The 12,930-nt window shown below is 47.0% G+C and carries 12 protein-coding genes; all 12 read left to right on the top strand.

From position 1 onward, the window contains the following. The first annotated feature begins 9 nt into the window (after positions 1 to 9). Genes leuD through folC form a run of 12 tightly spaced genes read left to right on the top strand, consistent with a single transcriptional unit; the run spans position 10 to position 12,926 of the window. Positions 10 to 648 (top strand): 3-isopropylmalate dehydratase small subunit, encoded by a 639-nt coding sequence (gene leuD / locus SFSGTM_RS12945; protein ID WP_162085523.1) that lies wholly within the window; start codon positions 10 to 12, stop codon positions 646 to 648. Positions 649 to 690: 42 nt separating this feature from the next. Continuing rightward, on the top strand, positions 691 to 1,755 hold the full coding sequence (gene leuB, locus SFSGTM_RS12940; protein WP_162085522.1) for a 3-isopropylmalate dehydrogenase: 1,065 nt from the start codon (positions 691 to 693) through the stop codon (positions 1,753 to 1,755). 14 nt (positions 1,756 to 1,769) lie between these two features. Further along, positions 1,770 to 2,885, top strand: coding sequence for an aspartate-semialdehyde dehydrogenase (gene asd, locus SFSGTM_RS12935; protein ID WP_162085521.1), 1,116 nt, complete (start codon positions 1,770 to 1,772; stop codon positions 2,883 to 2,885). Beyond that, positions 2,882 to 3,898 carry an aspartate-semialdehyde dehydrogenase gene (locus SFSGTM_RS12930; protein ID WP_162085520.1) on the top strand — a complete coding sequence of 339 codons (1,017 nt, stop codon included), beginning with the start codon at positions 2,882 to 2,884 and terminating at the stop codon, positions 3,896 to 3,898. The genes asd and SFSGTM_RS12930 overlap by 4 nt, the downstream gene beginning before the upstream one ends. 59 nt (positions 3,899 to 3,957) lie before the next feature. After that, a complete protein-coding gene (locus tag SFSGTM_RS12925) occupies positions 3,958 to 6,753 on the top strand; it encodes a motility hub landmark protein FimV (protein WP_162085519.1) in 2,796 nt (931 codons plus the stop codon). Continuing rightward, positions 6,753 to 7,394 carry a hypothetical protein gene (locus tag SFSGTM_RS12920; RefSeq protein ID WP_162085518.1) on the top strand — a complete coding sequence of 214 codons (642 nt, stop codon included), beginning with the start codon at positions 6,753 to 6,755 and terminating at the stop codon, positions 7,392 to 7,394. Before SFSGTM_RS12925 ends, SFSGTM_RS12920 begins: the two co-directional genes overlap by 1 nt. Next, positions 7,394 to 8,167: a tRNA pseudouridine(38-40) synthase TruA gene (gene truA / locus SFSGTM_RS12915; RefSeq protein WP_162085517.1), complete on the top strand. Its 774-nt coding sequence runs from the start codon at positions 7,394 to 7,396 to the stop codon at positions 8,165 to 8,167. The genes SFSGTM_RS12920 and truA overlap by 1 nt, the downstream gene beginning before the upstream one ends. 6 nt (positions 8,168 to 8,173) lie before the next feature. After that, a complete protein-coding gene (locus tag SFSGTM_RS12910; RefSeq protein WP_162085516.1) occupies positions 8,174 to 8,797 on the top strand; it encodes a phosphoribosylanthranilate isomerase in 624 nt (207 codons plus the stop codon). Further along, the gene (trpB, locus tag SFSGTM_RS12905) at positions 8,784 to 9,983 is read left to right on the top strand and encodes a tryptophan synthase subunit beta (protein WP_162085515.1); all 1,200 of its coding nucleotides are present in this window, start codon (positions 8,784 to 8,786) and stop codon (positions 9,981 to 9,983) included. Before SFSGTM_RS12910 ends, trpB begins: the two co-directional genes overlap by 14 nt. A gap of 22 nt (positions 9,984 to 10,005) precedes the next feature. Beyond that, complete coding sequence (gene trpA / locus SFSGTM_RS12900; RefSeq protein ID WP_162085514.1) at positions 10,006 to 10,809, top strand: tryptophan synthase subunit alpha; 804 nt, start codon at positions 10,006 to 10,008, stop codon at positions 10,807 to 10,809. A 3-nt stretch (positions 10,810 to 10,812) separates the two neighbouring features. After that, positions 10,813 to 11,682 (top strand): acetyl-CoA carboxylase, carboxyltransferase subunit beta, encoded by an 870-nt coding sequence (accD, locus tag SFSGTM_RS12895; RefSeq protein WP_162085513.1) that lies wholly within the window; start codon positions 10,813 to 10,815, stop codon positions 11,680 to 11,682. Then, positions 11,682 to 12,926, top strand: coding sequence for a bifunctional tetrahydrofolate synthase/dihydrofolate synthase (gene folC, locus SFSGTM_RS12890; RefSeq protein WP_162085512.1), 1,245 nt, complete (start codon positions 11,682 to 11,684; stop codon positions 12,924 to 12,926). Before accD ends, folC begins: the two co-directional genes overlap by 1 nt. Positions 12,927 to 12,930 lie beyond the last annotated feature (4 nt).

Below are 12,930 nucleotides of genomic sequence, written 5' to 3'. Positions count from 1 at the left end.
TGCTGCTAAGTGAAGCCATTTGTTGAGTTAGATGGGCTGGTTGTTCCGCTCGATAGAGCGAATGTGGATACCGACGCCATTATTCCTAAGCAGTTTCTGAAATCCATTAAACGCAGCGGTTTCGGACCTAATTTGTTCGATGAGTGGCGTTATCTGGATCATGGTGAGCCTGGCCAGGATAATACCCATCGTCCCCTGAATCCGGATTTTGTGTTGAATAAGTCGCAGTATCAAGGTGCTGAAGTGTTGTTGGCCCGTGAGAACTTCGGTTGTGGTTCCAGCCGTGAGCATGCGCCTTGGGCGTTAGAGGATTATGGCATACGGGCCATCATTGCACCGAGTTTTGCTGATATTTTTTACAACAACTGTTTCAAAAATGGCTTGTTACCTATCGTTTTGGCGGCAGAAGTGGTCGACCAGCTGTTTGCTGAAACCGCTGCAACCGTTGGTTATCGTTTGCATGTTGATCTGAATCAGCAAACCGTTACTACTCCATCGGGTGCGGTATTCGGTTTTGAGGTTGATGCTCACCGTAAATATTGTTTGTTGAATGGTCTGGATGATATTGGGCTGACTTTGAAACATGTGGATGAAATTCGTGCGTATGAAGCACAGCGCAATCTGACTGCGCCATGGTTGTTTGTTTAAGAGTTGATTGACGGTTATTTATTTGATTATTGAAAGCATAAAATGAAAATTGCTGTTTTACCGGGTGATGGAATAGGTCCTGAAGTAGCTGCGCAGGCAGTAAAAGTGTTGCAGGCTTTGAATAGCGAAGGTTTGAAAATCGAAATGGAGCATGCGACTATCGGTGGCGCGGGTTATGATGCAGCGGGCGATCCTTTGCCTGAAGCAACGCTGGCACTATCACGTGCGGCTGATGCTGTTTTGTTAGGCGCTGTAGGTGGTTATCAATATGATAGTTTGCCGCGCCCCATGCGCCCTGAGCAAGGGCTGCTACGCATTCGTAAAGAGCTAAATTTATTTGCGAATCTGCGTCCCGTTAATGTTTATCCAGAACTCGCGGATGCGTCTACTTTGAAAGCAGAAGTGGTGTCAGGACTGGATATCATGATTGTGCGTGAATTGACCGGCGATTTATATTTTGGCCAGCCGCGCGGCATACATGTCAATGCCAACGGCGAGCGCGAAGGCTATAACACTATGCGTTATAGTGAATCAGAAGTGCGTCGCGTGGCGCATATCGGTTTCCAGATTGCGATGAAGCGTAACAAAAAATTGTGCTCAGTGGAAAAAGCCAACGTACTGGAAACCAGTGAGTTATGGCGTGAAGTGGTTATTGAAACGGCCAAGGAATATCCAGAAGTGGCGTTGTCGCATATGTATGTTGATAACGCAGCGATGCAATTAGTGCGTAATCCTAAGCAATTTGACGTTATTGTCACTGGTAATATTTTTGGTGACATTTTGTCCGATGAGGCGTCTATGTTGACAGGTTCTATTGGCATGCTGGGTTCGGCGTCGTTAGACCAGAATCGCAAAGGCATGTACGAGCCTATACATGGCTCTGCACCTGATATAGCAGGACAGGATATTGCTAATCCATTGGCCACCATTTTATCCGCGGCGATGATGATGCGTTACACCTTCGGACGTGATGATGTTGCCGATCGCATCGAAAACGCAGTGAAGAAAGTGATTAGCAGTGGTCTGCGTACAGTAGATATTTATACCGCAGGCACGACTAAAGTGGGTTGTGCAGCGATGGGCGATGCTGTTGTTGCAGCGCTTTAATTAAGGATGGAAGTATGATGCGAGTAGGTCTGGTTGGTTGGCGTGGCATGGTAGGTTCGGTGCTTATGCAGCGTATGCGCGAAGAGCGTGATTTTGATGTAATAGACCCTGTGTTTTTTACTACCTCGCAAGTGGGTGGCAAAGGTCCAGAAATTGGGCGTGATATTCCTGCATTGAAAGATGCGCGCAATATCGATGAGCTTAAAGCCATGGATGCGATTATTTCTACTCAAGGTGGTGATTATACGACTGAGGTATTCGGGCAATTGCGTGCTGCGGGCTGGAAGGGCTATTGGATAGATGCGGCTTCAACATTGCGCATGGAATCCGATAGCGTGATTATCCTCGACCCCGTTAACCAGCATGTGATCAAAGATGCGCTGGCTAATGGTGGTAAGGATTTCATCGGTGGTAATTGCACCGTGTCATTGATGTTGATGGCGTTGGGTGGCTTGTTCCGCGAAAATATGGTGGATTGGATCAGCGCGATGACTTATCAAGCTGCTTCAGGTGCGGGCGCACAAAACATGCGCGAGTTGCTAAACCAGATGGGTGAAACACATCGTACGGTGTCCGGTTTGCTGGATGATCCGGCTTCAGCCATTTTGGATATTGATAGAGAAGTTGCCGGAGTCTTGCGTGATGACGCTTTCCCTAAATCTAACTTTGGTGTGCCATTAGCTGGGAGTTTGATTCCTTGGATAGACAAGGATTTGGGAAACGGTCAGAGTAAAGAAGAGTGGAAAGCGCGGGCTGAGACTAACAAAATTTTAGGTTTACATGGCGATCAAATTAATATTGATGGATTATGTGTGCGTATTGGTGCAATGCGTTGCCACAGCCAGGCGCTGACGGTTAAGCTTAATCAAGACGTGCCTATGGATGAGATTGAATCTATTATTGCTGGTCATAATGCATGGGTAAAAGTCGTACCTAACCAAAAGGAAATTAGTATGACTGATTTAACCCCTGTCGCAGTAACAGGCACGCTGGCTGTTCCTGTCGGACGTATGCGCAAAATGTATATGGGCGGTGAATATCTGTCCGCGTTCACAGTGGGTGACCAGTTGTTATGGGGTGCGGCAGAGCCGTTGCGTCGCATGTTGCGTATCCTGGTAGAGGCTCAATGAGCGCCGCTGTATTGAATATTGCGGTGTTAGGTGTAACCACCTTGGTTGGCGAGGCGGTATTGGCGCATTTGGCTGAGGCGGAGATTGGTTTGGGTCAGCTCTATATGCTATCCACCGGTGAAGCGGTGGGTAGTGAATTGCAGTTTAAATATCAGGATAAAATTGTAACCGACGTTGATGACTTTGATTTTTCACTGGTGCAGGTGGCTATATTTGCAGCAAGTGCCGAATTATCTGCACGAATTGCTCCTGTTGCCGTAGCTGCAGGTTGTGTAGTCATTGATACTAGTCCCCATTTTCGTCAAGATAGCGGTGTGCCACTCGTCGTAGTGGGTGTGAATGAAGCAGTGCTTACAGATTCTGGTAAATTATCGATTATTGCCAGTCCATGTGCAGTGAGTATGCACTTGGCGTTGAGTTTGAAGCCATTAGCAAGTGAATTTGGCTTGGTTAGTGTAAATGTTTCAACTTATCAGTCAGTTTCTGGCTCTGGTCGAGCTGGAGTCGATGAGCTGGCTGAACAAACCAGAGCGATTTTTAGCCTTAACGAAACTGAAAATAACGTATATTCTAAGCGTATTTCCTTTAACATTTTGCCGCAAGTTGGTGATTTGATGGATAATGGTTATAGTATTGAAGAAATGAAGTTGATTAATGAGACGCAGAAAGTTTTGGCGCTTCCAGACTTGGTTGTTAATCCTACAGCAGTTCGTGTACCAGTTTTTTATGGGCATGGTCAATCAGTTCAGGTAATAACAAGCAAGCCAGTGAGTGTTGGATTGTCAACGGCGTTGTGGCAGCAACAGACCGGCGTGCTGGTGGCGGATGCTGAAGACGGTGTTTATCCTACTCCTGTTGACGTGGTGGGTTGTGACGATGTCTTCGTAGGCCGCATACGCGGTGCAATGGGATCTCAGCCTGGCCTGAATTATTGGCTGGTCGCCGATAATATTCACTCGGGTGTGGCGTTAAATAGTGTGCGAATTGTTAATGTGCTAAAAGATTTGTTGTAATGTGATTTATTTAAAACAATGGATATGTTGAAGCATATCGAAATAAAGGGGTCGAGATAATGCATAAAAAGAAGATGGTGAGTTGTTTGTCAGCTGCTATGTTGCTACTTGCGCAAGCACCCGCATATAGCGCAGGTTTGGGTAAGCTTTCAATCAATTCAGCGCTGGGTCAACCTTTAAATGCCGAAATTGAAGTATTGGCTGCCGATCCGACTGAGTTAGCAACATTGCAAGCGCGTATGGCAGGTGCAGATGCGTATCGCAATGCTAATTTGGATATGACGGGTGCATTATCTAGTTTGAAGTTGGCGTTGGAAAAGAAACCTAGCGGTCGGTCAGTGTTGAAAGTGACTTCCAGCAAGCCGATAAACGATCCTTTCTTGGATATGTTGATTGAATTAAGTTGGGGCAGCGGGCAGATGGTGCGTGAGTACACGTTGTTGCTTGATCCGCCAGGCATGATGCCAACCAATAATAATAGCGTCACTGTGGCGCCTGCTACTTCGTCAGCACCAGTCGTGAATACTGTAGCGCCGACAGCAGAAAAAGTAATTACAAACAATAGCGCTCCAGAGAAGGCAGTAAGTTCTAAATCTGTTACTAAGCCTAAAGCCGTTGCACCTGTGGTAGCAAAGCCTGCAGAAGTGGCACCAGTGAAACCAGAAAGTGCCGCATCAAATGATTTGGCTGCAGCGGCTAGCACTATTACAGCAAAACGCGGTTCTACGTTAAGTTCGCTGGCCAAACAGGTCAAGCCAGAAGGCGTGAAGCTGGAACAGATGCTGGTTGGTTTATATCGCCAAAATCCATCAGCATTTGATGGCAATATGAATCAGATGAAAGCTGGCAAAATTCTGAAAGTGCCAAGTAAAGAAGATGTTGCTGCAATCAGTGAAGCGGATGCAGTGCGTGAAATCAAGTTGCAAGCGAATGATTGGCATAGCTACCGTCAAAAATTGGCATCTGAAGTGGCTGCAGCACCTGCGGCGGAAGCAAAGTCTACGCCTAATAGTGGCAAGATTACACCCAAGGTTGAGGATAAGGCAGCTCCGGTTAAAGCTGGGCAGGACGTGTTGAAACTATCTAAAGGTGAGGCACCAGCTACAGATAGTAAAACAGCAAATGCGACAAAACCAGCTAAACCAACCGCTGCTGAACTAAAACAGGCAGCTCAGGATGAGGCAGTTGCTAAGCAAAAAGCGTTAAAAGAAGCAAATGATCGCGCTGCTGCACTAGAGAAAAATATTAAAGATATGCAGCGTTTGGTTGAATTGAAAAACCAGAGTATGGCGAATATGCAGAAAGAAGCTGCTAAACCAGCTGCTATTCCGGTACCGCCCGCAGCTCAGCCAGAGGTTAAACCTGAGGTTAAACCAGAAGTTAAGCCTGCGCCTGCTGTTGTCAAAAAACCTGTAGTAAAACCGGTTGTGCCGGCACCTGTGCCAGTTGCTGAATCAGCTTGGTATGAGGATATTAATCCACTTTACGCTGGTGGCGGCGCTGTTGCTGCGCTCTTGTTGGCATTGTTCGGTTTTATGGCTAAGAGTCGTAGTCGTCGTGCAAACTTATCCAAGTTTGAAAATAGCATTATGACCAATGTTGAGGCTAAGCCAAATACGGTTTACGGTACGCAAGGTGGTGCGGTTGTTAATACAAACAACACATCATTCTTGACGGATTTCAGTCAGTCAGGCCTTGGTAGCTTGGATACGCATGATGTTGATCCGATAGCCGAGGCCGAAGTGTATATGGCGTATGGTCGTGATGCACAGGCTGAAGAAATACTCAAAGAAGCAATGGTTAAAGATCCAGCTCGCCATGAAATTAAATTGAAGTTGCTGGAAATTTATGCAGGTCGTAAAAATTTACCTGCATTTGAATTTATCGCGACTGAATTGTATTCAGCGTTAGCAGGGGAAAACACCCCGGTTTGGGAAAAAGCTGCAGAGCTGGGTCGGAGTTTAGACCCGAATAATCCATTGTATGGTGGTTCGACAACAACTGCGTCGGAAGTGGAAAAAGCGATAGATGAACCCGTTGCTGAAATTGCAGAGGCGGTATCTATGCCAGCTGATGAGGTGGTCGATCATATCGAAGCCCCCACTGATGAGAGTGTGATGGACTTGTCTGGTGCGTTGGATTTTGATAGTGAGTCATTGGGCAGCAGTGAAGTAGAGCACAAGGAAGTTGTCACGGAGGAAGAGATATCCGCAGATGATATGCTGGACATGAGTGAATTTGAGTTACCTGCTGAAACTGAGCCGGTTGCTGCTGAGGCATCAGATGTAATGGATTTTGATATGCCAGATGTTGCGCATCATGAAGTTGCAGTAGAGGCTGATGAGCCTGTCAAAGTTGAGGATGTCGCAGTGCCTGAAGTCGTAGCTCATGATGACAATATGCTCAATTTTGATTTTAATCTGGATGAGCATGATCATCAGGAAGTGGCTGCAGAAGCTGCCCCAGTTGCCGCGACTGAAGATATTGCATTGGATTTCTCAGGCATTAGTTTGGATTTTGATGAGCCTGAAGCTGCAGAACCCGTAGCGGCCCCAGAAGTTGTAGAAGCTACAGAAGCTACAGAAGCTACAGAAGTTGCAGAAGTTGCAGAAGTTGCAGAAGCTACGGAAGCTACGGAAGAAGCTGATACGCTTAATAATGTTGCTGAAGCGGCACCTGTTGTTCATGAGTTGAGTGAGGCTGAGCAGGAAGTCAAAACTAAATTAGATTTGGCTCAGGTTTATTTGGAAATGGGTGACAATGAAAATGCGCGTGAAATTTTGCAAGAGGTTATGCAAGAAGGTAATGCACAACAGCAAGAACAAGCGCATGCATTTCTACAACAAGCAGGTTAATGCAAGTTAGACTAAAGTCTTTCATTTCCTGCCATCCAGCCACAGCAATATTGCTGTGGCTGTTTTTTGTTGTATGGATGATGGATAAGCCACCATTAATATTATTGGGAATGAGTGGTCTTTTGACGTTAGGTGCTAACAGACAGGTAATTAATTTATTCCTGCGCTATCTGCGCCGTAGTCGATGGTTGCTATTGGTATTGTTACTGGTTCACGCTTACAGTTTGCCGGGTGTGCCGCTGATGCCCCAATTTGCAATGTATAGTCCGAGTATAGTGGGTGTGCAAAGTGGCTTGTTGCAAATGTGGCGACTGGTTCTGGTATTGGCATTATTGGCGATATTAATGGCAAGGCTCTCGCGAGAGTCGTTGTTGTTAGGGTTGTATAGCATTATGCGCTATGTGTGTTTTTGGGGGTGTTCAGCAAAGCGTATAGCAACTCGTATTGGTTTGACTTTGACTTATGCAGATGCGCTGATGAACGAATCACACAAAATCTCATTTCAACAGCGTTTGCGACAGTTAAGCCAGCCAACTCAGGCCGTTCCGACATCTGATATGACTCTGGAACAGCGACCATTTATCTGGCTGGATTATGTCAGCTTCTGTTCCATGATGGTTTTGTTTTGGTGGATGCCATAATGCGTATTGCGTTGGGAGTGGAATATAATGGCGCCGAATTTTGTGGCTGGCAACATCAGCCACAGGGTTGTGGTGTGCAAGATGCGCTAGAGCATGCATTGGCGCAAATTGCGGGTCATGTTGTTGCGGTCGTAGCAGCTGGGCGGACGGATACGGGGGTGCATGCAACTTTGCAAGTAGTGCATTTTGATGTAGAGGTAACACGCCCACTCAGTGCATGGGTACGTGGTGTGAATTCATTTTTACCTGCGGGTGTGGCTGTGTTGTGGGCTCATCCGGTCAGTGAACGGTTTCATGCCCGATTCAGTGCGCTGACACGCAGTTATCGCTATGTTTTGTTAAACCACTCTATACGACCAGCGTTACAGACAGGACAAGTTGGTTGGTATCATCTGCCATTGGACGCAATGCTTATGCAGGAGGCCGCGCAATATTTAATTGGTGAGCACGATTTTAGCGCGTTCCGTGCGGCTGAATGTCAGGCCAATACGCCTGTGCGTAACATGAGCGAATTAAAGGTGATGCGTGAAGGTCATCACGTTATCTTTAATCTGACTGCAAATGCATTCTTACACCACATGGTGCGTAATATAGTTGGTGCGTTGGTTTATGTTGGTCAGGGTAAGCAGCCTGCAATATGGATGCAGCATTTGTTGCGGCAACGTGATCGCACGCAGTCTGCACCTACTTTTGCCGCGGCAGGATTGCATTTGTGTCATGTGAGCTATGATGCAGAATGGGATTTGCCCTCCAGTCGTTCACCTTGCGAGTAAAATACTATGCGAACTCGGATTAAAATTTGTGGATTTACCAGTGTCGACGCTGCGGTTTATGCAGCACAGCAAGGCGTCGATGCGATAGGTTTGGTGTTCTATCCGCCCAGCCCTCGGCATGTCGAAATAGCGCAAGCGAGCTTGATAGCCAGGGCGGTGCCTGCGTTTGTGAGCAGCGTAGCATTGTTTGTTGATGCTGATGTGGCAACAGTGGCAAAAGTAATCGAACAGGTAAGGCCTGGTCTATTGCAATTCCATGGCAACGAATCACCAGTTTACTGCCGACAGTTCAATTTGCCCTATATTAAAGCTGTACGCGTAAAGCAAGGGCTAGATTTGGTACAATATGCTTTGCAATTCCATGATGCGCAGGGCATCTTGCTTGATGCTTATGTTGCTGGTGAAGCAGGTGGTACTGGGCATGGGTTTGACTGGAATTTAATTCCTGCAAACTTACCGCTGCCATTAATATTATCAGGTGGACTGGATGCAAATAACGTCGGCGCAGCAATACGACGTACACATCCATGGGCTGTCGATGTATCCAGCGGCGTAGAAGCAAGTAAAGGCATTAAAGACGCGGCTAAAGTCGCTCAATTTATACACGAGGTAAATAATGCGTATCGGTGAACTCCCTGATGAACGTGGGCATTTTGGCTCTTATGGTGGTATTTTTGTTGCGGAAACGCTAATCGCAGCACTGGATGAGTTACGCCAAGAATATGATGTTGCACGCAAAGATCCAGCATTTATGGCTGAATTTCGCCATGAGCTCAAACATTACGTAGGTCGTCCTAGTCCGATTTATCACGCTAAACGCTGGTCCGAACACTTGGGCGGTGCGCAGATTTATCTGAAACGTGAAGATTTGAATCACACTGGCGCGCATAAAATCAATAACACTATCGGTCAAGCCTTGTTAGCGAGACGGATGGGCAAAAAACGCGTGATAGCTGAAACTGGCGCTGGCCAGCATGGCGTTGCATCGGCAACGGTAGCGGCACGCTATGGCATGGAATGCGTGGTATACATGGGGGCTGACGACGTGGTGCGCCAATCGCCTAACGTTTACCGTATGAAACTGCTGGGTGCAACAGTGGTGCCTGTGTCCTCGGGTTCCAAAACCTTGAAAGACGCGCTCAATGAGGCCATGCGTGACTGGGTGACTAACGTTGCATCTACATTTTATATCCTTGGCACAGCAGCAGGTCCGCATCCTTATCCTATGCTGGTTCGCGATTTTCAGTCGGTAATTGGTGATGAATGTTTAACGCAAATGCCAGAAATGGTAGGCCGACAACCTGATGCGATCATCGCATGTGTGGGTGGTGGCAGTAATGCGATAGGTATATTTCATCCATATCTGGATGAAAAAAATGTACGCTTGATTGGTGTAGAGGCGGGTGGAGACGGCATAAGCACAGGTCGTCATGCCGCGCCATTATCTGCTGGTACGCCAGGTGTGTTGCATGGTTTCCGTAGTTATTTAATGCAGGATGACAATGGTCAAATTATCGAAACCCATTCTGTGTCGGCAGGGTTGGATTATCCCGGAGTAGGTCCTGAACATGCATGGTTAAAAGATACCGGGCGTGCTGAATATGTAGCTATTAATGATGATGAAGCGATGGCTGCGTTCCATAATTTATGCCGTTTTGAAGGGATTATCCCGGCGTTGGAATCCAGTCATGCATTGGCACATGCCGCTAAAATTGCGCCAACTATGGCTAAAGATCAGGTGCTGTTAGTCAATTTGTCTGGCCGTGGCGATAAAGACATCAATACTGTGGCGAAGCTTGCGGGTATTACGCTGTAAGCCTACATAAAAGAAAGTAACTATGAGTCGTATTCAACAAACTTTTGCGCAACTCAAAATTCAGAACAAGGCTGCGCTGATTCCGTTCATTACTGCAGGTGATCCGGATCCACAGCTTACCGTGGCTATATTGCATGGTTTGGTTGAGGCGGGCGCTGATATTATTGAGCTGGGTGTGCCCTTTTCTGATCCTATGGCAGATGGCCCAACTATACAGCGTGCGTCTGAACGGGCCTTGAAGCATCATGTGGGCTTGCGTGACGTGTTGGCTATGGTAGCTGAGTTTCGTACCACCAATGCAACTACGCCCATCGTGTTAATGGGCTATGCTAATCCAATAGAACATATGGGTTATGCAACTTTTGCGCAAGCCGCTCATCAGGCTGGGGTTGATGGTGTGTTAACTGTGGATATTCCACCTGAGGAAAGTGTTGCTGAAATATTTACGGCAGCTGGCGTCGATACGATATTCCTGTTATCGCCTACTACACCTGATACCCGTATTAATCTGGTCGCCAGCAAAGCCAGTGGTTTCGTGTATTACGTTTCACTTAAGGGTGTAACAGGTTCCGCTAACCTTGATTTGGATGAGGTTGCACAACACATTCCAGTTATACGTGAACGTTGCGGTTTGCCTGTAGGTGTGGGGTTTGGTATTCGTGATGCAGCAACAGCGGCTAAAATTGCACAGTTTGCTGATGCGGTGGTAATTGGTAGCCGTATTGTTGAAGAGATAGAAAATTCACCACGTGAACAAGTGGTGAGCAATTTAATTAAATTTGTAGCTGAAGTGCGCGCTGCCATGAATGCAGTAGCAAAAGGATAAACTATGAGCTGGTTTCAAAAAATATTACGTCCAAAAATCAATCGCCGTTTAGCGGATGATGCTAAAAAGATTATGCCAGAAGGCCTGTGGAGCAAATGTCCATCGTGTGAAACAGTGTTGTATCGGGCTGATCTGGAACGAAACTCGGAAGTCTGTCCTAAATGTGGATATCATCATCGTATCAATGCCCGTGCTCGTTTGGACATGCTGCTGGATACAGAAGGTCGATTTGAAATTGCAGCAGGGGTTATTCCAGTCGATACGCTGAAATTCAAAGACAGCAAAAAATATAGTGATCGTATCTTGGAAGCGCAACGCGCAACCAGTGAGAAAGATGCGCTTATCGTAATGAAGGGTAGTGTTTGTCATGTGCCGTTGGTCGTGGCCGCGTTTGAATTCAAATTCATGGGCGGCTCTATGGGAGCCGTAGTCGGCGAGCGTTTTGTTCGTGGTGTAGAAGCTTGCATACAGGATAAAGTGCCGTTTGTGTGTTACGCAGCCAGTGGTGGCGCACGTATGCAGGAAGGCTTGTTCTCATTGATGCAAATGGCAAAAACCAGTGCGGCGCTGACTAAATTGTCGGAAGCAAAATTGCCGTTTATTTCAGTGTTGACGGATCCGACCATGGGTGGTGTGTCAGCAAGTTTTGCCATGCTGGGAGATGTGATTATTGCTGAACCTAAGGCGTTAATCGGCTTTGCCGGTCCGCGCGTGATTGAACAAACAGTGCGTGAAACATTGCCAGAAGGTTTCCAGCGTGCAGAGTTTTTACAGGCGCATGGCGCGGTGGATTTAATTATAGACCGCCGTGAAATGCGTGACCGATTGTCCAGCCTGTTGTCCATGATGCAACATATGCCGACGGCTGCTTAATGGATTTAGCCGCCTGGCTGAATCATTTAGAAAATTTACACCCGCAGACCATCGATATGGGGCTGGCGCGGGTGGGGGCGGTGCGCAATGTGTTGCTGCCCCAGTTGCGCGCACCTATCATCACAGTGGCAGGAACAAATGGCAAAGGTTCAACCTGTGCCTACCTCGAAACCATGCTTAGTGCAGCAGGTCACCAAGTGGGTTTATATACCTCACCCCATCTTTTACGTTTTAATGAACGTATACGATTAAACCAGTCAGAAGTAGACGATACTGCAATTTGTGCAGCATTCAGCGCCATAGAAGCGGCGCGCGGCGATATTTCATTAAGTTATTTTGAGTTTGCAACGCTGGCTGCGGTTTGGATCTTTGAACGAGCTGATGTCGATGTGATGATATTGGAAGTTGGTTTGGGCGGTCGTCTGGATGCGGTTAATGTATTTGATGCGCAAGTGGCTGTTGTGACCAATATTGGTATCGACCATGTCGATTATCTGGGTGACAATCGCGAGTTGATAGGTCGTGAGAAGGCAGGTGTGTTTCGTCCACAGCACCCGGCAATTTGTGGTGATGCACAGCCACCTTTATCCTTACAAGCTGCTGCACAATTAATTGGCGCAGATTGGCATGCGCTGGGGCATGATTTTAACTATCAAGTGAATTCAGATAGCTGGGATTATGATGGGGTGCAAAAATATTTAAATTTACCTCTGCCAACGATGCGTGGTGCATACCAAATCAATAATGCGGCTACTGCGATTGCCGCTCTGAGTTATTTTAATGCGTATTGTTTGGTTGATGAGCAGGCGATACGGCATGGTTTGCAAGGAGCGCAGGTCACAGGGCGTTTCCAGGTGATAGCCCAGGCGCCGATGCGCATATTGGATGTCGCTCATAATCCTCATGGCGCTGAAGCGTTAGCCGCTAATTTAGCGCAACAGCCCATTATTGGAAAGACTTATGCTGTTTTTGCCATGCTGTCAGATAAAGATATAGCAGGCGTGATAGCCGCGATGCGTGAGGTAATTGATGTATGGGTGATTGCCGAGTTAGATGTGCCGCGCGGGGCAATACTTGAGGTATTGCAAGCACAATTGCATGCACTGCAAATTCCTGTCATTGTTCCCCAAATGGATATTAGGTCAGCTTGGTTTTATGCCTGTGAACACGCGGCAGAAAATGATAGAATATGCGCCTTTGGTTCCTTCTACACAGTCGCCGCCGTTTTAGATGCAGTCAAATAGGAAG

The sequence above is a fragment of the Sulfuriferula nivalis genome, assembly GCF_009937995.1.
GTDB classification, from domain to species: domain Bacteria; phylum Pseudomonadota; class Gammaproteobacteria; order Burkholderiales; family Sulfuriferulaceae; genus Sulfuriferula; species Sulfuriferula nivalis.
The sequence above is the reverse complement of the archived record's forward strand: the minus strand, read 5'-3'. Positions and strand labels throughout refer to the sequence as shown.